General features: G+C 51.2%; 27 protein-coding genes, 1 tRNA gene and 2 riboswitches. Of the genes, 14 read left to right on the top strand and 14 right to left on the bottom strand.

Annotated elements, in window-relative coordinates:
- Window positions 1-3: 3 nt before the first annotated feature.
- Together ACEPST_RS09270 and ACEPST_RS09265 are read left to right on the top strand one after the other, a co-directional pair.
- Window positions 4-333, top strand: coding sequence for a GIY-YIG nuclease family protein (locus ACEPST_RS09270; protein ID WP_204122193.1), 330 nt, complete (start codon window positions 4-6; stop codon window positions 331-333).
- 11 nt (window positions 334-344) lie between these two features.
- Window positions 345-1013: a chloramphenicol acetyltransferase gene (locus tag ACEPST_RS09265; protein ID WP_204122194.1), complete on the top strand. Its 669-nt coding sequence runs from the start codon at window positions 345-347 to the stop codon at window positions 1011-1013.
- 44 nt (window positions 1014-1057) lie between these two features.
- Here the strand turns inward: ACEPST_RS09265 and ACEPST_RS09260 are convergent, their stop codons facing one another.
- The 4 genes from ACEPST_RS09260 to ACEPST_RS09245 form a co-directional block, all read right to left on the bottom strand.
- Complete coding sequence (locus ACEPST_RS09260) at window positions 1058-1321, bottom strand: HigA family addiction module antitoxin (protein ID WP_204122195.1); 264 nt, start codon at window positions 1319-1321, stop codon at window positions 1058-1060.
- 24 nt (window positions 1322-1345) lie between these two features.
- On the bottom strand, window positions 1346-1531 hold the full coding sequence (locus ACEPST_RS09255; RefSeq protein ID WP_204122196.1) for a helix-turn-helix transcriptional regulator: 186 nt from the start codon (window positions 1529-1531) through the stop codon (window positions 1346-1348).
- A 573-nt stretch (window positions 1532-2104) separates the two neighbouring features.
- Window positions 2105-3277: a serine hydrolase gene (locus ACEPST_RS09250; RefSeq protein ID WP_374706473.1), complete on the bottom strand. Its 1173-nt coding sequence runs from the start codon at window positions 3275-3277 to the stop codon at window positions 2105-2107.
- Between the two features lie 624 nt (window positions 3278-3901).
- Complete coding sequence (locus ACEPST_RS09245; protein WP_204122197.1) at window positions 3902-5074, bottom strand: D-alanyl-D-alanine carboxypeptidase family protein; 1173 nt, start codon at window positions 5072-5074, stop codon at window positions 3902-3904.
- A 221-nt stretch (window positions 5075-5295) separates the two neighbouring features.
- A riboswitch (TPP riboswitch) is annotated at window positions 5296-5385 on the top strand.
- An 86-nt stretch (window positions 5386-5471) separates the two neighbouring features.
- Here ACEPST_RS09245 and ACEPST_RS09240 point away from each other — a divergent pair.
- The 5 genes from ACEPST_RS09240 to ACEPST_RS09220 all read left to right on the top strand — a co-directional run bounded on the left by ACEPST_RS09240 (window position 5472) and on the right by ACEPST_RS09220 (window position 10363).
- Window positions 5472-6032, top strand: coding sequence for an ECF transporter S component (locus tag ACEPST_RS09240; protein ID WP_203640000.1), 561 nt, complete (start codon window positions 5472-5474; stop codon window positions 6030-6032).
- A gap of 561 nt (window positions 6033-6593) precedes the next feature.
- Window positions 6594-8003, top strand: coding sequence for an ABC transporter ATP-binding protein (locus tag ACEPST_RS09235; protein WP_204122198.1), 1410 nt, complete (start codon window positions 6594-6596; stop codon window positions 8001-8003).
- Window positions 8000-8653: an energy-coupling factor transporter transmembrane component T family protein gene (locus ACEPST_RS09230; protein WP_204122199.1), complete on the top strand. Its 654-nt coding sequence runs from the start codon at window positions 8000-8002 to the stop codon at window positions 8651-8653. The genes ACEPST_RS09235 and ACEPST_RS09230 overlap by 4 nt, the downstream gene beginning before the upstream one ends.
- Before the next feature lie 21 nt (window positions 8654-8674).
- Window positions 8675-9364, top strand: coding sequence for a thiaminase II (gene tenA / locus ACEPST_RS09225; protein ID WP_395390669.1), 690 nt, complete (start codon window positions 8675-8677; stop codon window positions 9362-9364).
- A 642-nt stretch (window positions 9365-10006) separates the two neighbouring features.
- Window positions 10007-10363, top strand: a complete 357-nt coding sequence (locus tag ACEPST_RS09220; RefSeq protein WP_204122122.1) for a hypothetical protein — start codon at window positions 10007-10009, stop codon at window positions 10361-10363.
- 702 nt (window positions 10364-11065) lie between these two features.
- On the opposite strand, the gene ACEPST_RS09215 is transcribed toward ACEPST_RS09220, so the two are convergent.
- A complete protein-coding gene (locus ACEPST_RS09215; RefSeq protein ID WP_204122121.1) occupies window positions 11066-11239 on the bottom strand; it encodes a hypothetical protein in 174 nt (57 codons plus the stop codon).
- 290 nt (window positions 11240-11529) lie between these two features.
- Between ACEPST_RS09215 and ACEPST_RS09210 the strand changes: the two genes are divergently transcribed.
- Window positions 11530-11724 (top strand): LBP_cg2779 family protein, encoded by a 195-nt coding sequence (locus tag ACEPST_RS09210; protein WP_203637752.1) that lies wholly within the window; start codon window positions 11530-11532, stop codon window positions 11722-11724.
- A gap of 102 nt (window positions 11725-11826) precedes the next feature.
- On the opposite strand, the gene ACEPST_RS09205 is transcribed toward ACEPST_RS09210, so the two are convergent.
- The 5 genes from ACEPST_RS09205 to ACEPST_RS09185 form a co-directional block, all read right to left on the bottom strand.
- Window positions 11827-12342, bottom strand: coding sequence for an O-acetyl-ADP-ribose deacetylase (locus ACEPST_RS09205; RefSeq protein WP_204122120.1), 516 nt, complete (start codon window positions 12340-12342; stop codon window positions 11827-11829).
- Between the two features lie 4 nt (window positions 12343-12346).
- On the bottom strand, window positions 12347-12601 hold the full coding sequence (locus ACEPST_RS09200) for a zinc ribbon domain-containing protein (RefSeq protein ID WP_204122119.1): 255 nt from the start codon (window positions 12599-12601) through the stop codon (window positions 12347-12349).
- An 11-nt stretch (window positions 12602-12612) separates the two neighbouring features.
- Complete coding sequence (locus ACEPST_RS09195) at window positions 12613-12960, bottom strand: hypothetical protein (protein WP_203637755.1); 348 nt, start codon at window positions 12958-12960, stop codon at window positions 12613-12615.
- Between the two features lie 397 nt (window positions 12961-13357).
- Window positions 13358-14521: a hypothetical protein gene (locus ACEPST_RS09190; RefSeq protein WP_204122118.1), complete on the bottom strand. Its 1164-nt coding sequence runs from the start codon at window positions 14519-14521 to the stop codon at window positions 13358-13360.
- Between the two features lie 109 nt (window positions 14522-14630).
- Window positions 14631-15614, bottom strand: coding sequence for an asparaginase (locus ACEPST_RS09185; RefSeq protein WP_275404343.1), 984 nt, complete (start codon window positions 15612-15614; stop codon window positions 14631-14633).
- Window positions 15615-16171: 557 nt separating this feature from the next.
- On the opposite strand from ACEPST_RS09185, the gene ACEPST_RS09180 reads away from it, so the two are divergent.
- From ACEPST_RS09180 to ACEPST_RS09160, 5 genes are all read left to right on the top strand, one after another.
- On the top strand, window positions 16172-16351 hold the full coding sequence (locus ACEPST_RS09180; protein ID WP_203637758.1) for a hypothetical protein: 180 nt from the start codon (window positions 16172-16174) through the stop codon (window positions 16349-16351).
- A 49-nt stretch (window positions 16352-16400) separates the two neighbouring features.
- Window positions 16401-16499: riboswitch (purine riboswitch) on the top strand.
- A gap of 185 nt (window positions 16500-16684) precedes the next feature.
- Window positions 16685-17998, top strand: coding sequence for a nucleobase:cation symporter-2 family protein (locus ACEPST_RS09175; protein WP_395390998.1), 1314 nt, complete (start codon window positions 16685-16687; stop codon window positions 17996-17998).
- A gap of 955 nt (window positions 17999-18953) precedes the next feature.
- Window positions 18954-19850 (top strand): ABC transporter ATP-binding protein, encoded by an 897-nt coding sequence (locus tag ACEPST_RS09170; protein ID WP_204122117.1) that lies wholly within the window; start codon window positions 18954-18956, stop codon window positions 19848-19850.
- Entirely contained in the window at window positions 19843-21060 is a 1218-nt protein-coding gene (locus tag ACEPST_RS09165; RefSeq protein WP_204122116.1) for an ABC transporter permease, read from the top strand. Before ACEPST_RS09170 ends, ACEPST_RS09165 begins: the two co-directional genes overlap by 8 nt.
- Before the next feature lie 66 nt (window positions 21061-21126).
- Window positions 21127-21199: transfer RNA gene (locus tag ACEPST_RS09160), tRNA-Ala, on the top strand.
- 936 nt (window positions 21200-22135) lie between these two features.
- Here the strand turns inward: ACEPST_RS09160 and ACEPST_RS09155 are convergent.
- Together ACEPST_RS09155 and ACEPST_RS09150 are read right to left on the bottom strand one after the other, a co-directional pair.
- Window positions 22136-22501, bottom strand: a complete 366-nt coding sequence (locus tag ACEPST_RS09155; protein ID WP_204122115.1) for a hypothetical protein — start codon at window positions 22499-22501, stop codon at window positions 22136-22138.
- Window positions 22502-24097: 1596 nt separating this feature from the next.
- Complete coding sequence (locus ACEPST_RS09150; protein ID WP_395390668.1) at window positions 24098-24505, bottom strand: hypothetical protein; 408 nt, start codon at window positions 24503-24505, stop codon at window positions 24098-24100.
- Between the two features lie 14 nt (window positions 24506-24519).
- Between ACEPST_RS09150 and ACEPST_RS09145 the strand changes: the two genes are divergently transcribed.
- Window positions 24520-25692, top strand: coding sequence for an IS256 family transposase (locus ACEPST_RS09145; protein WP_057879063.1), 1173 nt, complete (start codon window positions 24520-24522; stop codon window positions 25690-25692).
- A gap of 28 nt (window positions 25693-25720) precedes the next feature.
- Here the strand turns inward: ACEPST_RS09145 and ACEPST_RS09140 are convergent, their stop codons facing one another.
- Window positions 25721-26236, bottom strand: coding sequence for a hypothetical protein (locus tag ACEPST_RS09140; protein WP_395390667.1), 516 nt, complete (start codon window positions 26234-26236; stop codon window positions 25721-25723).
- Between the two features lie 33 nt (window positions 26237-26269).
- The gene (locus ACEPST_RS09135) at window positions 26270-26596 is read right to left on the bottom strand and encodes a hypothetical protein (protein ID WP_395390666.1); all 327 of its coding nucleotides are present in this window, start codon (window positions 26594-26596) and stop codon (window positions 26270-26272) included.
- Window positions 26597-26690: the final 94 nt, after the last annotated feature.

The raw sequence follows: 26690 nt of genomic DNA, 5'->3' as shown, positions 1-26690 counted from the left end.
CCCATGAACAAAAAAGACTTGATTCAACAGTACAAAGCCACGCCCACCTTCTACGGCGTGATTCAAATCAAAAATGACCAGACCGGACAAATCTTTATCGACGTCGCCCCCAACCTCCACAACCGGTGGGGCTACTACCAAACCAACCTGAACGGCAACTTCTACCACGACACGCCACTCCAAGCGGATTGGAACGCGCTAGGCGCCGACCAGTTCAGTTACAGCGTACTCTGGAAGAAGGACGCTACCGACGTCGACCATCTTCGCCAAAAACTGCGTGACCTCAAAGCCGAGTGGCTCGACAAGCTACACCCGGCCTATAACCAACACTAAAAGGAGTTTCCATGAACCCATTAAACACGACAACCACCCCCATCGACCCAGCTACCTGGTCGCGGCGGGAATACTTTTACTATTTCACCAAAATGATGCCGACCGGCTTTACCGTGAACGCCGACCTCGACGTGACGGCCACCAAGGATTGGCTCGCCGCCCGCGATTTGAAATTCAATCCGGCGTACCTCTACCTGGTCTCCCGGGTAATTACCGAGATGCCCGAGTTCCGGGTGAGTCGGACAGAAGACGGCCAACTGGTGCGCTACGAGGTGCTCCACCCAAGCTACTCCGTCATGCACACCGACCACACCATCTCCAGTCTCTGGACGGCCTACGACGCCAGCTTCACCCAGTTTTACCAAAACTACCTGGCAGATCAAACCCAATATGGCGACCTGCACACGCCGATGGCCAAGGCGCCCCAGAGTGCCAACACCTACATGATTGGCAGCATCCCCTGGACACACTTCACCAGCTACACGCCGCTGCCCTTCACGCCATTGAACACGTTCTTCCCGGTCATCCAGGCTGGCAAGTTCGTCAACGAAAGCGACCACTGGCAAATGCCCCTCTCCGTGACCATCCACCACGCGGTCGCGGACGGCTACCACGTGAGTCAGTTCTTCACGAAATTACAAAATGCGTTCGATCACCCAGAAACTTGGTTGGTCGACTAATGAAAAGACCGCCCACGGATTTCTCGTGAGCGGCCTTTTTGTGCCTATTGTTCAGCTAAAGCTTGATGGTAATTCTGATCGTACCGAAGCCAAAACGCAGCGGGCACATCGAAGACTTGTGTCAGTGCGCTGGCAAACTCGGGCGTGATTCGCGTATGACCGGCCAACACTTGCCGGACATAAGCGACGGATACCCCCGTCTTTTCAGCCAAGTCCGCTGGCGTGATTTGTAACAGGTCGATGGATTCTTGTAAGGTTTCCCCCGGAGCTATTGGCACGGGGAATCTGTAGGTTTCTCGGTTAGTCATTGTCTGGCACCCTTTCCTTCAGCGCTAATTTCTGCACAAACGCCGGGGTAAGCCTAATCGTCCCGCCAGCACAGCCGTTACGTACGAAACCGAGGTGCCCGTTCGTGGGGCTAACTGTGCTGGAGAGATACCCAGCAGGTCAATGGCCTCTTGCAAGGAGCCCCCTGGCGCTACTGGCTCGGTGAATTCATGTTGATATCGTTCGATCATCTAATCGCTCACTTCCTGTAGTTGGTCCCATCATACCGGGACCACCGGTGAAAAGATAGCAAACGCCCCAACAACCAGATCACCCCAACACTAGTTGGATAGAAAAATAAAAACGCCATCCCATTGTTTCAGGACGACGCTTAGTAATTAGTCAGTTTAAAAGACAATCAATCTGATTAGCCGCCACAGAGACAGGGTGACACTTAATCGGGCTCAACCCGTATCAGCCGCAGAGCTGGGAAAACCGGGCCAGCCGTGGAAGTGACCAGTGACGATCCAAGGTGACGGGAACGGATACCCCCATCCCAGTAACCAGTCACCTCTCACGACGCAGAACGACACAATCCTGGGCTAAACCAGTGTCAGCCGCAGGGCTGGTGAAAATGGGCTCAGCCGTGGGAGTTGCCTTAGCGGGTTCCCCGCTTAGGCAACTGCTATCTTTGAGACGCGCTTCTTAGCGGCTCAAAGTAAGCCCGAAGACCGCCTTTCGGCTTCGGGCGTGCGCCCACAGCGCCACGGCCCATTTTCACCAGCCCGGAGGCGCTGTCCACAAACACAAGTTTAACCCCCAGATTAAGCTTTCATGCTGCTGTAGCTGTAGGCTTGCTTCATCAGGGATTGCGTTTCCGTGAACTCATTAATATCATGCAGCACCACGGTAATCACCCGGTGCTTGCCAGCCTGTTGACCAGTCCCCACGAAGCAGTACCCAGCCAGCGGCGTGTACCCGGTCTTCAAGCCATCAACGTTCAATGACGCCTTGTAGTATTTCCGACCAGACAGCATGTTGTTATAATTGTAGCAGAGTTGGCCATCAACGGTCTTTGACCCAACCGCGCCGTCGGTCAAAATTTGGGGGTAGTCTTGGATCAGGTGCCGCGCAATCAGCGCCACATCCTTGGCGGAGACCATGTTGGCATTGGCTGTCCCGTAGGCGTAACCAAAGGCCTTCAAGTCACTGTTTTCCAGACCGGAAGCCGAGACGAAACTGGCCTTACCCAGGTTCCAGCTCTTGGCTTGCGCGTTCATCTGTTGAATGAACTTAGCATTGCTACCGGCAACCCATTCGCCCAAAGCGATTGCCGCGTTGTTGGAAGAATCCAGCAAGGCCGCGTCATACAGCTCTCTGACGGTGTAAGTGTGCCCCGTTTGGAACACAAAACCGCCGCAGGCAGAACTCTTGCTCATGGCAATCAGGCCCTTGCTACTGGTGTCGACGACCTGGTTCCAAGTAGATGCGTTGCCGTCAACCTTTTGTAAGACCAGGTACAGCGTCATCAATTTAGAAACGGACGCGATGGGCCGCGCCGTGTTGGCACTCTTGGACCAGACGGCCTTACCCGTCGTGTAGTCCATGGCAATAGCGTTCTTGGCGTATTTCAGACCGAATGGCGCCTTTCCTTTGGTCAGGTAGCCGTGCCAGATCCAGCCCTTCACGGAACCAGACTTGTTGGCCACATAATAGTAAATCCCCTTAGAATTACCGTGCTTCAAGGTTGCCTTCTGGGTGGCGTACCAAGTCGTGTTGGGGTAACTCTTCAGCGAAGCAATCTTACGATTATGCGCCTGATTATAAATGGCCCCTGCCGTGCTCTTCTTGTGGTAAGCCGTCTTGGTCATGGTCGCCGTCGACACCGTAGAATAAACGGCCGCATCGGCAGTCACCTGCAAGCTCAGCCCGGCACCCAGCGTCAATACAAACATTAACGCCAGCACCAGCCACTTGGTTTTTCCTGATTTCATCATATGTAGACCTCTCCTCATTAAAAACTTTATATAAGTCACCCTAACACGATAAACGCCGTTCCCACAAGGATTCCGGCCCATCTGTAACTTACTTGTTGGGGACGTAACTTTACCGTAATCCACAAGTTGGTGGCTAAATAACTAGGATGGTTAACGATTGTGGACTCTTCAGTAGACACAATTCAAGCCACGAAAAAGGTCCTACCAAGAAAACTCTCAGTAGGACCTTTTCAAAACAATTTTATGGCTATTACGTGAATCTGACCAACCACAACACAACCCCAGCAGTCAGCCACCTCCACGAAGCAAAACAACCAATCCTGCGGGCTAAACCAGTGTCAGCCGCAGGGCTGGGAAAACTGGGCCGGTCGTGGGAGTGACCAGAGGCGAGCCAAGGTGACCGGCTGTGTCGATGGTCTTAGCTGAGGTTTCTCACTCAGCTTAGAGCATGGGACAGCCTTTGAGACCGCCCCTCAGGCTCAAAGTTGAGGTGGAAGCCCGCTTCTCAGGCTGGAACCGACCCCACAGCAGGGTGCCTTGAGCTCGCCGCCGGGAACGGACGCGACCAGGCCCAGTTTTCACCAGCCCGGAGGCGCTGTCCACAACACAAATTTAAACCCAGGATTAGTTGTTCATGCTGCTGAGGCGGTAGGCGTGATCCATCAAGGACTTCGTCTCCGTGAACTCGTTCTCATCATGCAACACAACGGTGATCACACGTTGCTTACCCTTCTTCTGACCGGTACCCACGAAGCAGTACCCAGCCAGCGGCGTGTAACCCGTCTTCAACCCATCGACCTTCAGTGAGGCGCGGTAGTACTTCCGCCCCTTCAACAGGTTGTTGTAGTTGTGGCAGACCTGACCGTTGACCTTCATCGAGCCAATCTTGCCATCCTTTAAGATACGGGGGTAGCTGGTGATCAGGTGCCGGGCAATAATGGCAACGTCCTTAGCGGAAACCTTGTTGGCGTTGGCCTTACCGTAGCCGTAACCGAACCGCCGCAGGTCGCTGTTTTCCAGACCGGAAGCTGAAACGAAGTGGGCCTTACCCAATTTCCAGGACTTGGCTTGGGCGTTCATCTTCTTGATAAACTTGCCGTTACTGCCGCTGACCCATTTGCCCAGCGCGATAGCGGAGTTGTTGGACGAATCCAGGAATGCCGCGTAGTACAGTTGCTTGACGGTGTAGCTATGATTCAATTTGAAATGGAAGCCCCCACAGTCGGCACTCCGGCTCATGGAAACCAAGCCACGGCTGGTAATCTTGACCTTGTGATTCCAGTTGCTGGTCTTGCCATCAACCTTCTTCAAAGCCAGATATAACGTCATTAATTTAGAAACGGACGCGATGGGCCGTGCGGTGTTGGCGTTCTTGGACCAAACGACCTTCCCCGTCTTGGCGTTCATGGCAACCGCCGCCTTGGCCTTGGTCAAGACAAATGGCGCCTTCCCCTTCTTCAGGTAGCCGTGCCAAACCCAGCCCTTCACACTATTCTTGCTGTTCTTGACGTAGAAATAAACGCCGGTCGACTTGCCATGCTTCAGCGTCGCCTGCTTCGTGGCGTACCACGTCGTGTGCGGGTGGGTCGTTAGGTTGCTGACCTTACGGGTGTGGGCTTTGTTATAAATGGCTCCCTTGGCATGTTTCTTGTGGTAGGCCGTCTTCTTAATGGTTTTCGTGCTGACCGTTTTGTAGGCTGAAGCAGCGTTGGCAGGCACGACAGCGCTGATAGTGCCGCCGACCGTTAAGGCCACGGCAAACGCCATCAGGCCGCGTTTCATATGTAAATTTCTCATGAGTTAAATCCTTCCTATCGTATAATAATTAAGATAACCAACTATTAGAATAGCACTCTTGCCCCGCAACGGATAGCCCGATTAACCGCTTTAGACGTGAAATATCCCGGTCGTAACGAAATTGTAAAAAACGTTTCCATCCTGAATAAATCAACGACTAGGCACGATTATTTTGGGCAATGGTTGCATTTACCCAGCAAATTAGTTACGCTAGAGTCAATCAAATACGACTGGGGTGCCTCACGGCTGAGATCAAACCCATTGAACCTGCTCTGGTTAATACCAGCGAAGGGATGCGTACTTTTATGCTGTCAATGAACCCCACTAAGCACTTTCTTAGTGGGGATTTTTTTCACAATAGACTCCCCTGTCAAAAAATTCTAGGAGGCATCGGGTTATGAAGGCTTGGCATATTAGAGATATTATTTTGGTCACAATTTTAGCAATTTTTATGGGGGTTATTTTCTGGGTCATTAATCCCGTTTACACGTTATTGGCAGCGGCCCTCGCCCCATTTGGGCTCCAACCCCTGGCTAACGAAATTTTGCTGGGTGTCTGGGTCATGGCGGGTCCCCTGGCCGGCTTTATCATCCGGATTCCAGGGGCGGCCACGCTGGGCGAATTTCTCGGCGCCGTTGTGGAAATGTTCCTGGGCGGCATCTGGGGCGCTAGCACGCTGATTTCCGGCGCCGTGCAAGGACTGGGCGCTGAAATTGGCTTCGCCGCCATGCGCTACAAGAAATACAATTGGGTCACGCTGGTTCTGACCGCGCTGACCACCACGATTGTCACCTTCGCCTGGGACCTGGTCCGCAGTGGGTACTCCGCTTACCACTTTGGTTTCCTGATTCTCCTGTTCGCGGTCCGTTTCTGCTCGGTCTTCCTCTTCGGTGGCGTCTTAACCAAGCTGATCACCAACCTACTAGCCCGCGCGCACGTCTTACCAAACGTCAAATAACGGTTGATTTTACCATGCGCTTTACCGGGAAAAGAAAATTGACCGGAACGCTGGGGGCAGGACGGCTTAAACCTCGGCTGAGCCAATTTTCTTTTCCCTCACGGCCGGCACTGTCTGCACCCCAATCAATCATTCTTGAACAATTTTCTCATCCTATTATCCATCCAATCTCTGACCGCACCAAGGGTCAAAGATTACCCAACCGAACACAAGCTTAACAGCTTCGATACCAAATTAATCACAGCTAACTCACGACCACCCACCACAAGGTGAAGGTGGCCCTGAATCCCGTAACCACCAACGTTGCTGGTTACCGCCGTATCAGCCGTGAGGTCGGTGAAAATGGACTCAGCCGTGAGAATTCTCTTAGCGGGGACCTTGCCGCTTAGAGAATTGGCATCTTTGAGACGCGGTTTTCGCGGCTCAAAGTGAGCCCGAAGACCGCTCCTCAGGCTTCGGGTGTCCGCCCACAGCGTCACGGTCCATTTTCACCGACCGGCAAGGCGACTCCCACGCGTACCCGTAACCCAGCAACATCATTGTAGAATTGGAGGAATCATTGTGGCCACCGTAGCGGTTCATTCACTGACATTTACCTATCCCAAACGTTCCCGGCCCGTCCTCGATGACCTGAACGTCACGTTTCCCAGTGGCAAGTTTTCCCTATTAACCGGGGTCTCCGGTGGCGGCAAGTCGACGCTGCTCAAGCTGATTGCGGGGCTCACCCCGCTGCCAACCGCTGGCAGTATCACCTTTAACGACCAGCCACTGGCCGACATTGCCCCAACCAAGCGGGCCGCCACCGTCGCCATGCTCTTCCAGGAACCCAGCACGCAATTCACCATGGACACGGTGAAAAACGAGTTGCGGTTCGCCCTGGAAAACCAGTGCATTGACCCGGCTGACATCCCCGCCAAAATCACCGCCGCCCTCGATTTCATCGGCATCACCGATTTACAAGACCGGCTACTGATGCAGCTGTCCGGTGGTGAACAACAGAAGGTGGCCCTCGCCATCATCGTGGCCATGGACAGCGACGTCATTTTGCTGGACGAACCCTTCGCCAGCATCGACCCGCCAACGCGGCTGGCCCTGCTCGAAAAGCTTGTCGCCCTGTGTACCAAGCGCGGCAAGACCATCATCCTCGCCGATCACGACCTCAGCAATTACGACCGCTGGGTGGACCATCTGGCCGTGCTGGATATGGGGAAGCTGACCCTCTTGTCGCCAGCAGATACGCAGGCCCGGTTCGCGGCGTTTACCCCCGATAAGCTTCAGCTGACTCACGTCACTTTACCGGGTGAACTGCCCATCAGTCTGCAGGGCACGCAACTGCGCCTGGGACACGGTGAGCGTGAACTATTGGCACCGCAAGATCTGGCGCTATTTGCCCATCAAGCGACCCTGATCACCGGCCCCAATGGGAGTGGCAAATCCACCCTCTTTCGGGCGCTGGTCCGCCTTGGCAAATACCAAGGACGCCTGACCTACGACGGGACCGACATTCAAAAGCTCCCCCGCAAGCAGTACGCGCGGTCCGTGGGCCTCATGTTCCAGGCGGCCAGCTCGCAATTTCTCAACGTGACCGTGGCCGAGGAACTCGCACTCTCCCGCAAATTTGGCAACCGCGACTACTTCACGGCCGAACGGGTCCAAGACCTCTTAACGCAACTCAACCTGGCCGAGCACACCGAGCAGATCATCTACTCGCTCAGTAGCGGCCAGCAAAAGAAGCTCCAATTACTCTGCATGCTGATCATGGCACCCGCGGTTCTCCTCCTCGACGAACCGCTAAAGGGCCTGGACTTCGCGTCGATTCAAGTGGTCATGCACATTCTCACCACCGTTCAGCGCGACCTTCACCTGACCCTAATCATGATCAGCCACCAACTCAGCGGCCTGGACGACCTCATCACCTTACACCTCGCCCTGGCCGACCACCATCTCACCTACAAGGGGGCCCCAGCATGAATCCGAGTTTAAAATTAGCGCTCGTCATCCTGATTGCTCTCGAGGTGTCCTTCACCCAGGTGTGGACGGTCAACGTCGCCCTGATCATCATTAGTCTAATCCTGATGTTCGTGGGCCACGTGAAATGGAAACGCCTCCTGTGGCTAACCGTCGTGCCGCTCTTCTTCGCCAGCGCTCTAGTCTGGTCGTTAGCGCTCCAGGGAACGACCACCCACCATTTTCTCATCGTCATCTTCACGCGGATGTTCGTTTACGTTTACATGGGCGGGCTCTTCACCCAAACGACGGACCCGTTGACGCTGACCCGGTCGCTGGAGCAAAACGCCAAACTACCGTCGAAATTTGCCTATGGCTTCCTGGCCGCCTTCAACCTGATGCCGAAGATTCAGGCAGAGGTCGCCACCATTAAGGCCGCAGCGTTGATGCGTGGGCAAGTCCTCCACGTCTGGTCGCCCCAGTTGTATTTCAAAGTGATTCTGGCCGCCATGAACTGGTCGGACCAGCTCGCCGCCGCCATGACCTCCCACGGTTTTGTGGAAGGCGCACCCCGGACGCACGCCGTCACGGTAGCTTTGCGGGCCCGCGACTGGTGGCTCTGCGGCATTAGTCTGATTCTGGTTCAAGTCGGTCTCTTCATTGGCTTACCCTAATTTAGAAAAGGAGTTTCTGTCATGATGTTTACTGATTTAGCACACGCGGCCACCCAAGCTAGCTGGGACGCCTCCAAACGCCATCCCTTCATCCAACAGCTGCAGGCCGGCACCTTACCCGGCGACACGTTCCGCTACTACCTCATTCAAGACCATTACTACCTCCACGAATTTGGGAAACTCCATGATTTAGCCGCCGACCAAAGCCAGGACCCCCGCGTCGTCAAACAGCTAAGGGCCGGGGCAGAGAGCCTCCGTCAGGGTGAAATTGCGGTGCGGCAAACCTTCTTTGACCGCTTAAATATCACGCCGGAAGAAGTCACCAATACCGCCGTCGCTCCCACGGGTTACGCCTATACCAGTCACCTCTACCGGTCCTTGATGACGGCGGGTCCGGCCGGTGCGGTGGCGGGATTACTCCCCTGTTATTGGCTGTACGCGGAGATTGGTCAGACATTAGCCGGCACCGGTTCCCCCGTCCCCATTTATCAGGCCTGGATCGACACCTACAACGCGGACGACTATACCGGTTCTATGAAGGACCAATTAGCCCTCGCCAACTATGTCGCCACCCCAGAAAACACGCACCAGCTGTTAGCCATTTTTGAAAAGAGTAGCTGGTACGAACTAAACTTCTGGCAAATGGCGTTAGACCACGAGGACTGGTCGTTGACGCCGAGTAAGAAATCGTCGTCACTGACAACGAATTAACGATTGAAGGACTGGCCACTGGGTTGGTCCTTTTTGCATGGCTGTGAAATTGGTTTAATCACTCAGGCAATAACTCCTTATAGGGTAAGTTAAGTGACGGATAAAACTTTATAATTAGCAATCCGCTAGCTGACTAATCGAAAATACCAGGTTATGTGTTAAAGCTAGTGTCAACCGCAGGGCTGGTAAAAATAAGCTAGGCAGACCGGTATCAGTGACCAGAGACGGGACTGTTACAAACACCACCAAATACCAGTTCATGGGTTAAACCAGTGTTAGCCGCAGGGCTGGTGAAAATAGGCTCAGCTGGACGATATCAGTGACCAGAGGCGGGCCAAAGTGACCAGCTGTGTCGATGGTCTTAGTAGAGTGATTTTCTCTACTTAGAGCATGGGGCAACCTTTGAGACCGCCCTTTGGCTCAAAGGTGAGGTGGAAGCCCGCTTCTTAGGCTGGAACCGACCCCACAGCAGGGCGCTTTGAGCCCGCCGCCGGGAACGACCTACCGCGCCACAGCGTCCCGGCCTATTTTCACCAGCCTGGAGGCGCAAACAATGCCCGTTTAACCCATAAGCAACTGTATTTTCAACCCGGTGAACCTGCGTTATAATAGATACACGCATTAGAGAAAGCAGGTGTCGTCATGAAACGACTGACATTCTTGGAGTTTTTTGGCTACCTGGCACTGATTTTGGGCATCGCGATTGAAATTTACGCGTTGCTCAAGGACCCAGGTAGTAAACTAAGCGGCGACAACATGTTCGGTGGCGCCGTCATTTTGGGGTTAGCAGTAGCGTTTATCCATAGTAAACACCTGCCTTTCAACCTGGTCTTAATCGGGTTAAGCACGTTAGGGTTTGCTTACTTTACCTTTATTCATACACAAAATTGGTTCTGGACCATCATCTTAGGCGTTGCCGTGGCGGCATTCTTGGTTTACTTCTTTGGGATTCGCAAGGACGTGCGCCGCAATCAAAGCGACTGGTTCCACTCCAACTGATTGCCTCTGTTGTTCGTTCCCGGTGGTGGGCTCAAAGTGGTCTGCTGTGGGGGCGCGGTTCCAGCCTGAGAAGCGGTCTTCCACCTCGCTGACCACTTTGGCCCACCTCTGGTCACTGACACAGGTCACTCAGTTTCGTATCTATGACCTTGTTTATTATTGGCTAATTTAAAAGCGCAGTCGCTATCATCTGAGTTGGTTCTCAGGTTATGGCGACTGCGTTTTTGATTTTGATGGATTTCTTTGTCGTTGGGACTGGTTCTCCACGGAACAATCCCGGTCCTGGCAGCCTCTGAAACGTGCTACGCGAGGCAACTGGTTCCGCTTAACACCGTAACGAAAATGCCCCAGGTCCGGGGTTAATCCTTAGATTTTATCTTGTTTTAAATCATTTGTCTGTTTCTCCACGGAACATTCCCGGTCCTGGCGGCCTCCGAAACGTGCTACGCGGGGCAGGTCCCTGCGCTTAACCCCGGTTCAGCAATGGCCCAAGCCCAGGGCCATCACTGAACCGACGTTAATGCTCAGGACCTAACCGCCCCGCTCCGCACTCTTTTCCATAGAAAAACAGGCCCGCCCGAAGGCCGACCTGTTTTCCCGCTTGATAAACTACAAGTGACTGTAGTCTTGTAATCACAATGATTACCAAAGTTTTAAGTTGTAACAGCCGGATGATCCGGCCCCGGGGCGGGATTAACCGCGTTATTTGACAGCCACACGAAACGCATGCGTCTGCGGGGTACTGATGACCCCCACTGGGCTCGAACTCTGATGGGTCGTGGTTCGTTTGCCCATGGCGTACCAGGACATACCGCTGAATACGGCCAATAAAATGACCGCCGTCAACAGACTACTGATCACATGTTTCAAATTCATCCTGCCACCTCACTAGTTATGAGTCTAAATTATTCTACTAACTAGCTTAAAGGGTTTATGTTGCAAAACCATGACAGGCTAGCGAAAAGTAAGTAACAATTCCGCCACATCGGGTTACAGGCCCGACTCTGCCAATTGTCATATTGGGTATAAGTTTACGCAATTTTTCCTCTCGGGGCAAGCATTATCGAAAAAAACTTCCAGATATTGGGACTTATTCCGCCGATTTTTGAAAACTTTAGTATAATGAACTTAAGCAGTCATTAGGATTATCATTTGGAGGGATATCTATGAGTCAAGAATTAAACGATTTGGCCGAAGCAATCATCGCCTACCAAAAGAAATACGATAAGACAGACGGAGAGATGGCCTTTGGCTCCCGCATTTCAGTTGAGAAGTTTCACGGCATCAAGACTGGCGAACTGCAACCAACTAGTGAAGAACAGAGCTCGTTGAAGGGCTTAATTGCTTCGAAGCCGCACTAACAACCAGCACATTCTATTTAAGATTAAAAACAGCCGTTTCAGAAAAGTTTCGCCAGTCACCTGGCCACCTTTCTGAAACGGCTATTTGTTTAGGTTTAAACGTTAATCGGCCAAACGATTCCAAGCCGTCCGGTACGCGGTGGCCGTGGCGTCGTCAAACGCCACCAACCGCACGTGGGTCAGGCCAGAACTGTGAGCCAACTCATCGCCAATCGTTTGAGTCGCGACGGCCGCCGCCTCTTCCAGCGGGAAGCCGTACACGCCCGTACTAATCGATGGAAAATCAACCGTCTGACAATCATGGGCGACCGCGACGCGTAAACTGTTGCGATAACAGCTCGCCAGCAAGTCCGCTTCGCCCTGTTGACCCCCATGCCAAACGGGACCAGGCGTGTGAATCACCCAGGTCGCTGGCAGTTTGAAGCCGGGCGTGATCTTGGCCTCACCCGTTTCACAACCGTTCAATGGCACACAGGCCGCAAACAGTTCGGGACCGGCAGCACGGTGAATCGCGCCATCGACCCCGCCACCACCCAACAACGTGGTATTGGCGGCATTCACAATCGCATCAACTTTACTCTGGGTGATGTCGCCCCGAATTACCGTAAAATCAGCCATACGCTCACTCCTTTGACCACGGCCAGTGCCAGTGATGCTTCGGCTTGGCCGCCTGATCATCCCGGTCCTTCAACCGTTTCATGCCCTCACGGTACGGATTGGCGTACAACGAGGACAAGTTCAACTTCTGACTAGCCGGCTTGGCTGGTGCTTCTGACTGCCGGTAAGGCCGGAGATCCGTTTGACACTGTGGGCAAACGTCATCGTCCGCCGTCACAGCCGCACCGCAATGCGGACAAAATTTTAACTCTGTTGCCAAGAGACCGCCTCCTATTCGTGGTGCCGTTGTTGCTGATGCGCTTGGTTCCGCGCCAGGTTCTTCTCCCGTGTTTCGGCAGCGGTCTTGGCCGCTTCGACCTTCCGCTTTTCCCGGTCGATGACCCGTTGCTTGGCAGCGGCCTTCTTCTGTTCCTCGGCGAGCTTGCGCTTCTGTTGACTCCGGTAGCTAAAGTAACTCCAAACCCCAACGGCCAGTAAGGCGACCACGATTTGAATCGGAACCAGTACCCAGTTGACGTTCTTCGCAAAGAAAGCGTCATAGATGATCAACAACACCGCCATCGCGCCAACCACAGAGAGGGTGTCGCGAATCCAGCGCGGTAAATTTTGCCATTTCATGTAAAAAACTCCTTATGTACGGTAGCGCCCTTCCGCGCCACCAAATTTCATTGTTTAGTCTTGGGGTTACCGTTGTCAGCGCCTCCGGGATGGTGAAAATAAGCCGTGACGCTGTGGGCGAACGTCTGGAGCCAAAGAGCGGTCTCCAGACTTACTTTGAGCCGCTAAGAAACGCGTCTCAAAGATATCAGTTGCCTAAGCGGCTTCGCCACTAAGGCAACTCCCACGGCTGAGCTTATTTTCACCATCCCTGCGGCTAACATCGGTTTAGCCCGCAACTAAACGGTTTGTCAACGACATGACTTACGGTCACGCATTAACTATTAACTGTTTTTTATCACTTGAGCTTGATTTCTCAAACCTCAAACAAACATAATTCAGTCAACACTGAACCCATTTACAAGTCACCTTCGACTCGCAACTGGTGTTCCGTGAGGTAGGCGTCGAGGTAGCCGAATGACAGCTCCTCCACGTCCGCCACGCGGTAGACCTTGCCGACCTGGTCGATTTCATCTTCCGAAACTTCGTGGAAAATGAAGCGTTCGCCGCCGACCTGACTGGGGTAACCGGTCTGACTGTCGTTGTCCTTGAGTTTCACGTGGATAATCGTCCGGAACGCAGCGGCCTGGCTCAGCCGTTCGTGGAACTGGTCCACCGTCGAATCAAAGAGACGTTCGTCGTTTAATACCGGTTGTAGCGGTTGTTGGCGCGCTCGGTTCAGTAACGAGAAGAGCCGCATCGTTTGGAGATAATCAGATTCGACCACGATGGCATTCACATCGCTTAGCCGCATCAGGGTGTAGCCCCCGAACTGGCCCGACATGTCGAGCAGGTTCATGATGACTGAATCGTCCGTCAACACGTTGATTTGGCCCACGAAGAAGAGGTCCTTGTTGTGCTTGGGAATCAGCGCCACCAAGGGATCCTTACCCGCCAGCTGTTGCAAGGTATCACGGAATTGCGTCGGGTCCTCGACCGCCACCTGTTCCACGTGCGTGAGCTTTTGCAAATGGGGGGCTGCGATGCCCTGTAGCGTTAACTCCTTGCCTTGGAACTCAATGACTTCAATGTCTGCGGGATTCAGAATCATCGCCGGCTGGTCAGAATAATCAAATTTATTGATCAACTGCACGCCGACCTCTTCACTCGCCACGCTCGTCACTAAGCCTTCATAAAAATGTTCATCATTTTTTAAAACCAACATAATCACCAGGTGATCGACCCACGCGTGGCTCAAGACCTGCCGCCGCAAGTCGCGTTGCGTGTCGAATTTCATGGTCAGGCCCCCGGCTTGAATGAAGCGCTCTTCTTGCGCCGTCTTCATCCGAAAGGACATGTTGTCCAGATCATCACTAGAAAATTCGACCTCATCGATCACGTTCAGCGCCAGAAAGACCGCACCGTCCGGCAACCCAAAATCATCGTAGGTTGCGAGGATGATGCCCGTCTCACCGACTGTCGTCACGTAACCGGTGTAGACGACCTCCTGGTTCGTTTGATAAACGTTGACCAGTAAGCGTTGGGCCAGTGCCCGGTTTAAATCATTCACGATTGAATTCACATGACGACCCCCTTTTTTAGTATACGTTGCCCATGAATAGGTAAAACGTATTTATCTGAAAATCTTACCATATATTGACAGAAATAGCCCGTCAGTAGTCGCGGCCTGGTTAGGAGACGGCGGTGCTCAAGAATTGTTTGAGCTCGGCGCCCTGTAACCCAGCGCTCAGGCCCACTAATAGCTTGATTCGTGCTTTCTGCCCGTTCAGCCCCTGACACAGCATCAGCCCCATCTTGCGCAGCTCAATGCCACCGCCCTCGTAGTCATAAATGTCCTCGGCGACGCCATTATAACACCGTGACACCAGAACTAAAGGAATCTGCCGGTCTAACAACCGTTGCACGGATGCCAGCGTTTTCGGTGGTAAATTCCCGGCACCCAGGCCTTCGATGACCACCCCGGCCGTCTCGTCGTTGTCGAGGAAATCAAACAAGCTCCCGTCCATCCCGGCGTAGGCCTTGATCAAGTAAACGTGGTCGATAACGTGATCAATATTGCAGGTATCTTCCCGAATTAATTTCTGGAAATAAACCGCGTGGTCCTTGGCAACGATTCCAATCGGGCCAAACGTGGGCGTCCGGAACGTGGCCACGTTAGTCGTGTGGGTCTTGGTCACGTAGCGGGCCGTGTGAATCTCATCGTTCATCACGACCATCACACCATTTCCGCGTGAGGCGTCGTCTGCGGCCACTTCAATGGCGGATTGAAAGTTGTACAGGCCATCGGACCCAACCTCATTAGAGGAGCGCATAGCCCCCGTTACGACAACGGGAATCGTGCTGGGCAGGGTCAGGTCTAAGAAGTACGCCGTTTCCTCCAGCGTATCCGTCCCGTGGGTGATGACCACGCCATCGATCCCATCTTTCTCGGCCTGGTCGATGCGTTCTTTGATCTGTAGCATCTCCACCGGCGTCATGTGCGGGGATGGCAAATTAAACATTTCATCGGTAAACAATTCCACCCGTCCGGCCAGAATCGTTTCCTGTTGGGCAATCGGGTTCTGTGCATTCGGCACAACCTCCCCCTGATCATTTTGCGACATGGAAATCGTTCCACCCGTATGAATGGCTAAAATTTTCTTCACAGTTGTCAACTTCTTTCAGTATTAGTTAGTTTCATTGAATATTTTGAATTTCATTGGTTATCCCCGGGATAATGTTGCGGTAAGTCTAGTCTGATTACAACGACCATGCAAAATCTATCTCAACTCGACCAGCCGTGACAATACCATCTACCACAGCCACCAAACCGACTCGCGACAGAACAATCCACTCGGCGGGCCAAACCAGTATCAGCCGCAGGGCTGGGAAAACTGGGCCGGTCGTGGGAGTGACCAGAGGCGAGCCAAGGTGCCCGGCTGTGTCGATGGACTTGGCTGGGGTTCTGTCCCAGCCTAGTTCCATGGGACAACCTTTGAGACCGCCCCTCAGGCTCAAAGTTGAGGTGGAAGCCCGCCCTTCGGCTGGAACCGGCCCCACAGCAGGGCTCCTTGAGCTCGCCGGCGGGAACGGACGCGACCAGGCCCAGTTTTCACCAGCCCGGAGGCGCTGAGCAAAACTATTTTTAATCCAGCCCGCCAAGTAGATTCGTTATCCACATTGTACCGTATTTGCGATAGAATTAAGTTAGAATTCAGAGAGGATGTTAAAAATGTCCAAAAGAGAAGACGAAGAAAAAGGCTACATCCCAGGCGTCCACGTCCACCCCAAAAAGTACAGCTCATCCGGGGGCATCGCCGACTGGGGGCCACTATTGACTTGGTTCAACGGTCTAGTCAAATCTTTATGGAACTGGCTCAAAGGACTCTGGTCGAAACACAAGGCCTCCTAAATCGGTATTGTTATTTTTATTTTTCAGTGGTAAAGTAAATGACATTCCATTAAAAAAATAAGTGATTGCCTATATAATGCCAAGATAAGGTTGGCGAGTTTCTACCCAGAGCCGTAAACTCTGGACTATAAGCAAATTGAGGACGAAACTCTTTTTGCCGATGAAAAGAGTTCGTCGGCGAGTTTTCAGTAGCCCCCTTTTTGCAAAGGGAGCTTTTTTGTTTTCAAAATTACCTTGGCGGCGTATGGACATCACGAGAAGGAGGAAACATTCTTGCAGTCCACAAAGTCCGCATCATCCGTCTCGTCATCAGAAAAGGGGCCGTCACTACCCATGTGGCGCGCGGCCATTCTCGGTTTCCAGCATTTATTAGCCATGTACTCTGGTGACGTCATCGTTCCCCTACTGATTGGGGGCGCGCTTCATTTTAACGCCATGCAAATGGCCTACTTAATCAGTGCGGATATCTTCATGTGTGGGGTTGCAACCCTGCTCCAACTCAAACGCACCCCGCTGACCGGGATCGGCTTACCCGTCGTCCTCGGCTGTGCGGTGCAGGCCGTCACGCCCCTGAGCGCCATCGGGAATCAATACGGCGTCGGCGTCATGTACGGGGCCATCATCAGTGCCGGGATCTTCGTCTTTCTCAGCGCGGGCTGGTTCTCTAAAATTAAGAACTTCTTCCCACCCGTAGTGACCGGCTCACTCATCACCATCATTGGCTTCACGCTGATTCCGGTCGGCTTCCAGGACCTGGGTGGCGGGGACGCCACGGCCAAGAACTTCGGTGATCCCAAGATGTTACTGGTCGGCTTCCTCACGATGGGCATCATTTTAGGGTTAAACGCCTTTGCCAAGGGCTTTCTCAAGTCCTTAGCCATTCTGGCGGGTATCCTGATTGGGACTTTCATCGCCGGTGCCATGGGCATGGTCTCGCTAAAGGCGGTCGGCCAATCCAGCTGGTTCCACCTCCCCCAATTTTTCTACTTCGGCACGCCCAAGTTTGAGTGGTCGTCCATCGTCACCATGATTCTGGTCTCCCTGACTACCATGGTTGAATCGACCGGGGTTTTCTTCGCTTTAGGCGATATCACCGGCAAGAAGATTGGCGAACAGGATTTGAAACGCGGATACCGCGCGGAAGGCATCGCCGTTATTCTCGGTGGGCTCTTCAACACCTTCCCCTACTCGACCTTCTCCGAAAACGTTGGGGTCGTACAGTTGTCCGGCGTGAAAACGCGTAAACCCCTGTACTTCTCAGCTGCCTTCTTGATGTTGCTGGGCCTGTTGCCTAAGATTGGTGCACTAGCTACGGTCATCCCCGACGCTGTCCTGGGTGGCGCCATGATCGTTATGTTCGGGATGGTTGGGGTCCAAGGAATTCGGATGCTCCAACAGGTTGATTTCCAAAATAACAACAACCTGTTGGTCTCCGCTATCTCGATTGGCCTGGGCTTAGGCGTCACCGTCTATCCCCAGATTTTCCAAGCCCTGCCCCAATCCTTACAAATCGTGATGAACAACGGGGTCGTCATTGGGAGTTTCTCCGCCGTGCTCTTGAATATCATCTTCAACATGCGGCCGAACCGCGCTGTGACGACCGCGCAAGCGCAGGTCAACAGCGACGCCCAACCTCAAAATAAATAATGAATTACGAAACGACTGACTGGGTTCCTTTGCCCGAGTCAGTCGTTTTTTCGCGGTTAAATATAATTAACATTATACTATATTTATACATCAAATAACTTTCTTCCACCCGACATCCATGATAAGCTATTAGCACGTCTTATTTTTTCAGACAATGGCCCACTGTGTGACAGGAACCTTACAAACGGTTAAGAGTCCTTTAGTTTTCCCCCTGCATCTGCGTATAATATAAGCATGTTCGAGATGGGATTAGTCAACAATATCGTCATTTCAACTGGTAGTCGGGAGTTGGTTCCGTTAGCTTCAGTGAAACATCCACTGACATACAGCAAGGAACAATCTGAAAACGAAGAATCATAACTAGTCAAAACTGACACAACCATCTATACATTCGATGGCGGCCAAACCAGTGTCAGCCGCAGGGCTGGGGAAACTGGGCCGGTCGTGGAAGTGACCAGAGGCGGGCCAAACTGCCCAGCTGTGTCGATGGACTTAATAGAGTGGTTTTCTCTATTTAGACCATGGGACAACCTTTGAGACCGCTTTTCAGGCTCAAAGTTGAGGTGAAAGCCCGCCTTTTGGCTGTAACCGGCCCCGCAGCAGGGCAGTTTGAGCCCGCCGCCGGGAACAGACGCGACCAGGCCCAGATTGATAGTCCCCAGCAGGCACAACGTAACTCTGCTGTCCAAAGCACAGAACGAACCGCTTGATTGGGGTTAAAATCTGTGTCAGCCGCAGGGCTGGTGAAAATGGTCTCAGCCGTGGGAGTTGCCTTAGCGGGTTTCCCGCTTAGGCAACTGCTATCTTTGAGACGTGAACTTCGGCTCAAAGTAAGTCTGAAGACCGTTTCTCAGGCTTCAGACGTGCGCCCACAGCGTCACGGCCCATTTTCACCAGCCCGGAGGCGCTGCTAAGAAGACATTTAACCGCAAAACAATTGATAGGAGAATTTGCCATGCTAAGCATTCAACATATCAGCAAAGAATTCGGCCCAGTCAAAGCCCTGAACGACGTCAGCTTTGACGTTCCCGATGGCCAGATACTGGGCTTGATCGGCCAAAACGGGGCCGGCAAGTCGACCACCTTTCACAGTATCCTGAACTTTATCGACTACGGCGGCAGTATTCAGTGGCAGGGCCACACCCTGTCCGCCGAGGATTTCGACCACATCGGCTACCTGCCAGAAGAACGAAGCCTGATGACCAAGCTGACGATTGAACAACAAATCATTTACCTGGCCCGCCTCAAAGGTCAACCGGCTAAAGTCATTCGGCCGCAAATCGACGACTGGCTTCAACGGTTCGATGTCAAAGGGACCCGCAAGAGTAAGATCAACGACCTGTCCAAAGGGAATCAACAGAAGGTCCAACTGATCTGCACGCTGATTCACCAGCCCGACCTGTTGATCCTGGACGAACCCTTTAGTGGGCTGGACCCGGTCAACGCCGACCTCCTGAAGCAAGCCATCGTGGCGGCCAAGGAGCGTGGCGCGGCCATCATCTTTTCCAGCCACGACATGGAACACGTCACGGCCGTCTGTGACCGCCTCGTGATGCTGCGGAAAGGCAACGTCGTGTTGCGCGGCACCCTCGAGGACGTGCGCGAACAGTTTGGTAAGACCGAGCTGTTTGTCACGACCGACTGGACCACCGAGCAGCTCACAGCCTTGACCGGCGTGGCCAGTGTGACCCACCGACACGGCAACCGTTACGTCCTGCATTTGACGGACGCCACGGCCGGTCCCGCCATTTTTGATGCGCTGACGCAGGGTCATTATATTGAAGAATTTAGCCAACAGCCACCGACCCTTGATGAAATCTTTCGTTTGAAAGTGGGTGAGGAACATGTCTAAGACCTGGGTCGTCACGTTTGAAACCTACCTGCGCCAGATTAAATCCTGGAGCTTCCTGTTCATGATTCTGGGGCCATTTGTCATGATTGCCCTGACCGTCGGCATTAGCTATATCAGCGCCAATAGCAGTCGTAGCAGCCAACAGGTCGCCATTATTAGCGATTCGAAGGTGCTTCGGCAAAGCTACCTGCAACAGCACCAGGACGGCATCAATACCAAAATCACCACGACCGCCGCGGCCAAGAAGGCCCTGAAGGCCAACCACCTGGCCGGTTACCTGACGTTAAGCACCAGCGGCGCACACCTGCGCGGGGATTATCATGGGAACAAGGCCATGGCCAATGGGCTGAAGGCGCAGGTCCAAAACTTTCTGACGCAATATCAGACCATTCAAAATTACCAGACCGCTAAACTCAGTCCTAAACAGAAACAGGCCCTCGCCCAAACGCCGGTGCTCAAGCAGCACGTGGCCACCAAGGACGGCGCCACCAACTTAGCAAAGATTATCTCCTTCTGGATTCTGATCACCATGATCTACATCATCCTAATTACGTACTCCACCATCACGGCTCAAGAAATTGCGTCGGATAAGGGCACGAAAATCATGGAAATCATCTTCTCGAGCACCACGGCAACGAGCTACTTTGTCGGCAAGATCTTAGGGATTCTACTGGTCATCGTCACGCAGATTGCCATCTACCTTCTGGGAGGCTGGGCTGGTTATGGATTGGCCATGCATAACGCGGGGATCAAACGCCTGATCAGTACCAACCAATCGCTGGTCGACAGTGTCATTCACAACATCGTCAACCTGAACCTCCTGTACGTCCTGTTGGGGGTCGTCATCTACACGCTTCTGGCCGCCTACAGTGGTGCGCTGGTCTCCAAAGCGGAGGATGCTTCCAAAGCGGCACAACCCGTGGTGATGTTGGGAATGCTGGGCTTCTTTGCCGCCTTCCCGTTCCAAAATAATTTGGACGCGTTAGCCGTTAAGATTCTGTCCTACGTGCCCTTCTTCTCATCATATTTCATGCCGATGCGGGTCATCAACGGCACCGTCAGCCTGGTGGAACAGCTGGGCTCCCTGCTCGTCTTGCTGGTCACGATTGGCCTGTTCGCTCTGTACATTGGCCGCCAGTACCAACGGTTGATGTTGCAGACCGACAGCGAAAATATGTGGCAACACCTAATTCACAGTTTTAAGCACTAAATACAACAGCCATTTAGCCATTAACATTTCACGGCAACGTGCTATAATTAATGGCGTAAGTGGTATGGGCCCTTAGCTCAGTTGGGAGAGCGCCTGCTTCGCATGCAGGAGGTCGTCGGTTCAAATCCGGTAGGGTCCATTGATAAGGTTTCAGGAAGTAAAATACGGCTTGTAAACAGCGGTATTAAGGCATTCTCAATTTTTACTATTTTTACTGGTAACCACAATATGGTAACCGATGGTAACCTTTTTGGTAACCGGCACACAAGAATCATCATGCAAGGCGGTGGGAACTGTTAGCTTAATGGCTAGCAGTTTTTTGTGGTTTCCACCCTCATACCCCAATAAGCTTTCATTGTAATGTTAGCGATTGTGGCTTGTCACGTTCAGATTCAGGCATGGTGGCAATGAGATATAATGCCTCCGATCCCACAGTGCCGGATGTTGGGCTTTTTAATTCAGTTGCAATCTTCATTGCCTTCTGAACAAAATGACGTTCCATACCAACACCCTGATACCAATGTTCAAACTCGCCATGTGCTAAGTCATGTTCCTTTACCCACTCGAGCCGACGGCCAATCTCACCAAAATTCCACTCTAAGTCTGCAACTTTAGGTGCACCTCTAAATTAGAAGGTTGCACCCTTTTTCATATGCCTCAAATAACCATATAAAACCTTTCATGTTAGCATTTATCAGTTATCACAGTGCCATAAATGCGTTGGCAATTGCAACGGTTATACCTCAGTATTCCCAAGCAAATTCCATACACGGGGATGCACCTTCAAACACGGCTAAAAAGTACACTAATCTGGCACTATTGCCGTAAATCGCTAGACACGTGCGACTAGTCCCCTACCCGTTATTGCAAGCATCCCCGACTATTTCAATGTCAGTTGCCCCTCATTCACCCCCACCCCTAAAAGTTTTCCAGAATACTGCTGTGGTATAAGACAACGGTAATGTGTGCGCTCTAGCCTCAGCATTGCCGGGGCGGGGTAAAACCATACCGTAAGCCAATCAAAAAGCCGCACACAGCCTCTCAGGACTGTACACGGCCTCTATGCCTACCAACATTATGCTTGTGCCGATTTCCAACGGTCTAGTAACTCTAACGCACGTCGTTCCTCACTGAGCTTGTGATTGATCCAATCATAGCCGTATGGAAGCTCTGAGCTGTCTGCAATCTCTTTCACACTCATTCCCTCTACATACCGTAGCCTTAACAACGTGGCCTCGTACCCGTTGAATAAACCTATCAGGGACAATGCTTTATCATTCTGGCTCTGGCACCCCTTCAATTCCTTGGACACGGTTTCCATTGCCGCCGTGTTTCCCTCACGCTTATATTTACGCTGCTTCCATTTCAGAAATTGTGAATGTTCTGAAACGTCCAAATATTCACTCAACAATTCTTGGCTATCGTTACCGCTATCTGCCATTGCTCTGCCTCCAATTCATTTATGCTATCGTTCGTGATACAATAGTTCCTGTTAGGATATTAAACCACTCGGTATGCCTGCTCTGGGACGCTTTTTTCAAGGGATGTGACGTTAACTCGTTGCATCCCTTTTTTTATTACCACTAGTGCTGGCCCTTTTGATTGCCGTTTGATTGCCACTCAACAATTATTAACCGGCCCCAAGCCTTATATACCAACCTGTTTCACTATTAGTTTGATTGCCACTTGTTGGCCCTTTGATGGCCCTTTGATGGCCCTTAGTTGGTCGTTGAATACATTAACCATGATTATACTAAGCAAAGAAACAGCATAGGCTGCGTACCCAATTTGGGGACGCGTAACCATCGCCAACACGTTTGACACGTCACCCATACCAACTCATGGCAAATACTCATACAACAACGTTAGTAGCCCCTCTTTGGTTTGACAGTTGATTGTCATTAGGCTTGACACACCACACACGCCTGCCACCTATAAACGCTGTCTAACCAGCTTTGATAGCCTACTAATGGTTCGACATAACGCTTGACACTGAGAAATCTACATAAAATTAAGCACACTCCATTACTGCTGAACACTCGTTGGACACCGGCTGGACAGTATCGCCAATACCTACCTTCACGTTGCCTATTGTGGCAACGTTTGAGGCCTGTCAACTGCTGGACAACTTGTGGTAATGGTTTAGGGCGTTCGGTTGATGTTCACTTTATCTAACGGCATGCCTATAATTGTTTGCCTTACCGGCGTTTACAGGGGATGTACCCCTGTCCACTTATCATGGATTGAAGTTTGATACTCTCACTGCCAACCTTTCGGCCGTGAAATTATGTCATTCATAAGTATTGCCAACTGACGCCCTAAGTTAAACTTAGTCACCTTGCTAAAGTCGTTACTATTTCCAGCGTTTTTTGTTGGTTGTTTCCTTGGTTGTTTGCTAACCGTTCTATTCGTTCAAGAGTGATTATACAGGCGTTCAGCGCACTCCTAACGTTGGTTGATTCCTTGGTTGTGTAGTTGGTTGCTCGTCACTATTAAAGATATTATTTCATCCCCACATAACGCGACATTTTGAGTCTTTTAAATTGATCTGCTTGAAGTACCAAAAGCCTCTTCAAAATGAAGCCCCAGCTAGTAGCTGAGGTATCATGATCCATTCGTTTATTGGTCTGTTGTCCCTCTGTTGACTGGTCTGTTGTTGCTTGGCTAAACGGCATCAATTTCCCTTAACTGACACGTATTACAGCGCTCCTAACTTCTGTTGCTTGGTCTGTTGATCCACAACTGTAGTTGGAACTACGCTTGTGTTTATGGCAATGGCAGCAGCTCTAGCTACGTTCGTTCAAGGGAGTACTCTCAACTACACCCTTACAGTCAGTACTCTCAATTACGCAATCAGATAGGCTGCGTACCCAAATTGGGGACGCAGGTTACACTACGCCATATTCTCAATAACAAAACGTTATTGGGTTCGCCATTAACTTGCTGTGTAGTTCTAGGTACACACCTCACTCGGTAATATACCGACTCAGCTTTCTCTTTCGCGCGGAACCTTTCTCTTTTTCTTAGAACCAGTGGTTCAGAAGGGAACTTCATCCATCCAATTGGTATTAGTACCTTCCGTCTCAGTTAGTGCCTTACCATATCGTTCTTCTCGTTCCTTATCAGTCAAGCATTCTGCATCGTCAAAATGTCCATTGAACCAGGTTGATCCATGAACCGGTTGCTTATCATGTAATTTTAAATAGTTTTTATAGGTGTCTAGTCTATGAAGTAGGTACCTATTAGTATGGCCCTCTTCATTCCTCCATTTCAGATAATACTTAAGAGCTAGTTTCTTCCCGGTCTTACTTGGGTATTGCTTCCATACCTCCTGAAAATCATTCTGAGTGTTTAAATAATTATGTGTAAATAGAAAAATAAGCAATTGAAAAGGGAAAGCCTCTCCCTTATGATAGTTAGCAACCACACTCACTTCATAGGACATAGGAGGCTTTCCCCATGACTCAGTTTAACAAAGAAATTATGGCAGCACTAGCACAAAAGCAAGATTTGGACGAAGTTTTTCGGCAACATTTGGAAACGGCCATCAATGATTTAATGCACGAGGAACTTTCATCGTTCCTCGGTTATGAACCCTACGACCGCCAAGGCTTTAACAGCGGCAATTCACGCAATGGGCATTATCTGCGAACCTTTAAAACTAAGTATGGGGAACTAAACTTGGAGGTTCCACGCGACCGAAATGGCGCCTTTAATACGCAAACTATTCCAAGCTATCAACGCCAAACGGATGGTTTAGAAGCCACGGTTGTCCAGCTCTACGAAAAAGGGATTACCACTAGTGAGATCGCGGATTTGATTGAGAAAATGTATGGTGCTCATTACACACCACAAACGGTTTCAAACCTCACGAAGGTCGTTGACCAACAGGTCAACGCCTTCAAGACGCGCCCTCTAGCGAGTCGTTACGCAGTCATTTATGTGGACGCAACATACTTACCTCTGCGCCGGGACTCAGTGGCTAAAGAAGCCGTGCATATCGCCATTGGCATTCGACCAAATGGTATGAAAGAGGTCCTAGCATACCAAGTCGCTCCAACTGAATCCAGTACCGTTTGGGAAGAGCTTCTCGTGGACATTCAGCAGCGTGGTGTAAAAGAAGTCCTCTTATTCGTGGCCGATGGCTTAGTCGGCCTTACCAACACAATTGGTGACCACTTCCCTAAGGCTAAGCTCCAGCAGTGCCTGATCCACGTCAGTCGGAACATTGAAGCTCACGTTCGAACTAAGGACCGACAAGAGGTCCTTAACGACTTCAAACTGATCCATCAAGCAGCTACCATGGACGACGCAAAACAGGCCTTAGCTGACTTCATAGACAAGTGGCAAAAGGCGTATCCAAAAGTAACGGGCAAGCTAGAAAATAATCCTCATCTCTTGACCTGTTTCACTTTTCCAGCTGCGATACGCAGTAGCATCTACAGCACAAATCTCATTGAATCATTCAACAAGAAGCTAAAACGGCAGACAAAGAAGAAAGAACAATTTCCAAATGAACCAGCACTAGAACGCGTTCTGGTCACAGTTATTCGTGACTACAACGGCCAAAATTTTGAGCGAACGCATCGAGGTTTCAAGCAAATTCAAGATACGTTAGAATCCATGTATTAGAAGCTAGCTAATGGGAGAGGACTTCCATTTACACAAAAAATTTGACACTCCCATCATTCTCAAGCTCCTGTGTCGACAACTGCCCCACAATGGGGTTGTTAGTCTTTGATGTAGTCTCTGTGTAATCTATGGTATTGGTTTGCTCAAATTGACCCGTTCCATTGGTCCAATCTGAATCACTCGTAGGGTCAACTTGACCCCACGGCAGCTCGTCCACTTTGCTGTAGTTAATTCGGTACCATTTTGTCTTGTCAAAACCAGCCTTATTGTAATTGGCACTAATTAAATAGCCGTCTCGTTCCAAGTGTTGGATACTCCGTTTAATTGTGCTGATACTCATAAAAGGGATTTGCTTACGCAATCCTGTGTAGCTGTGATACGTCCAAAGATAGTCATCACGATAGTTCTTCGATCGTTGTAACCAGTAATGTATCTGGGCTAATATAATGGCTTCGTTAGTTCCCACCTCACAAGCTAATGATGGGAATACGAGTAACGGGCCTTCATCTCTAACTAAATCATGTCGTTTACCATTAGAACTCATCCCCGTGTTTCACCTCCTGTCCCCAGTGACAACTCATATCTTTAGTCCTCTAGCATTGCGCCACGTCAACGTGTCTAACTGTTGGTCAATGCTCTCTAAATCGCCTTTAACATTCATTCCTAGCCAATAGATACTGCCGAACATCCGACTAAGCTCACGGGCAATGTCTTCACTACTGCACTCGCCCCGATTATAACTAGCAACCATGGTTTCTAACTGTCCCAACATTTCAAACTGAGCAAAATTCAAGTTCTGGCTCTCAATTACATTGGCTCTAACGTCTTCTAAATCCAATATACTAATCTCCATTCTGTGATAGAATGAGGGTACAGAAAAAGCAATCGAATATGCTTCTTTCACGTCCACGCTAACTCGCCAAAGTTATAGCGTGGATTTTTTATACTCTCATTCATGAGTTACTCTCCAACAATCTACTTTAGTTCAGAGAATTAGC

The sequence above is a fragment of the Levilactobacillus sp. FUA 3915 genome (genome assembly GCF_044053135.1).
Lineage (GTDB): Bacteria > Bacillota > Bacilli > Lactobacillales > Lactobacillaceae > Levilactobacillus > Levilactobacillus lanxiensis.
The sequence above is the reverse complement of the archived record's forward strand: the minus strand, read 5'-3'. Positions and strand labels throughout refer to the sequence as shown.

Excerpts from the sequence above, each read along its gene's own strand:
- ACEPST_RS09140 (WP_395390667.1), bottom strand. The coding sequence starts at position 26,236 with ATGAGTTCTAATGGTAAACGACATGATTTAGTTAGAGATGAAGGCCCG.
- ACEPST_RS09165 (WP_204122116.1), top strand. The coding sequence starts at position 19,843 with ATGTCTAAGACCTGGGTCGTCACGTTTGAAACCTACCTGCGCCAGATT.
- ACEPST_RS09250 (WP_374706473.1), bottom strand. The coding sequence starts at position 3,277 with ATGATGAAATCAGGAAAAACCAAGTGGCTGGTGCTGGCGTTAATGTTT.
- ACEPST_RS09270 (WP_204122193.1), top strand. The coding sequence starts at position 4 with ATGAACAAAAAAGACTTGATTCAACAGTACAAAGCCACGCCCACCTTC.
- tenA (WP_395390669.1), top strand. The coding sequence starts at position 8,675 with ATGATGTTTACTGATTTAGCACACGCGGCCACCCAAGCTAGCTGGGAC.
- ACEPST_RS09170 (WP_204122117.1), top strand. The coding sequence starts at position 18,954 with ATGCTAAGCATTCAACATATCAGCAAAGAATTCGGCCCAGTCAAAGCC.
- ACEPST_RS09265 (WP_204122194.1), top strand. The coding sequence starts at position 345 with ATGAACCCATTAAACACGACAACCACCCCCATCGACCCAGCTACCTGG.
- ACEPST_RS09155 (WP_204122115.1), bottom strand. The coding sequence starts at position 22,501 with ATGGCAGATAGCGGTAACGATAGCCAAGAATTGTTGAGTGAATATTTG.
- ACEPST_RS09260 (WP_204122195.1), bottom strand. The coding sequence starts at position 1,321 with ATGACTAACCGAGAAACCTACAGATTCCCCGTGCCAATAGCTCCGGGG.
- ACEPST_RS09240 (WP_203640000.1), top strand. The coding sequence starts at position 5,472 with ATGAAGGCTTGGCATATTAGAGATATTATTTTGGTCACAATTTTAGCA.
- ACEPST_RS09230 (WP_204122199.1), top strand. The coding sequence starts at position 8,000 with ATGAATCCGAGTTTAAAATTAGCGCTCGTCATCCTGATTGCTCTCGAG.
- ACEPST_RS09195 (WP_203637755.1), bottom strand. The coding sequence starts at position 12,960 with ATGAAATGGCAAAATTTACCGCGCTGGATTCGCGACACCCTCTCTGTG.
- ACEPST_RS09150 (WP_395390668.1), bottom strand. The coding sequence starts at position 24,505 with ATGTCCTATGAAGTGAGTGTGGTTGCTAACTATCATAAGGGAGAGGCT.
- ACEPST_RS09245 (WP_204122197.1), bottom strand. The coding sequence starts at position 5,074 with ATGAGAAATTTACATATGAAACGCGGCCTGATGGCGTTTGCCGTGGCC.
- ACEPST_RS09215 (WP_204122121.1), bottom strand. The coding sequence starts at position 11,239 with ATGAATTTGAAACATGTGATCAGTAGTCTGTTGACGGCGGTCATTTTA.
- ACEPST_RS09175 (WP_395390998.1), top strand. The coding sequence starts at position 16,685 with ATGTGGCGCGCGGCCATTCTCGGTTTCCAGCATTTATTAGCCATGTAC.
- ACEPST_RS09180 (WP_203637758.1), top strand. The coding sequence starts at position 16,172 with ATGTCCAAAAGAGAAGACGAAGAAAAAGGCTACATCCCAGGCGTCCAC.
- ACEPST_RS09210 (WP_203637752.1), top strand. The coding sequence starts at position 11,530 with ATGAGTCAAGAATTAAACGATTTGGCCGAAGCAATCATCGCCTACCAA.
- ACEPST_RS09205 (WP_204122120.1), bottom strand. The coding sequence starts at position 12,342 with ATGGCTGATTTTACGGTAATTCGGGGCGACATCACCCAGAGTAAAGTT.
- ACEPST_RS09255 (WP_204122196.1), bottom strand. The coding sequence starts at position 1,531 with ATGATCGAACGATATCAACATGAATTCACCGAGCCAGTAGCGCCAGGG.
- ACEPST_RS09145 (WP_057879063.1), top strand. The coding sequence starts at position 24,520 with ATGACTCAGTTTAACAAAGAAATTATGGCAGCACTAGCACAAAAGCAA.
- ACEPST_RS09220 (WP_204122122.1), top strand. The coding sequence starts at position 10,007 with ATGAAACGACTGACATTCTTGGAGTTTTTTGGCTACCTGGCACTGATT.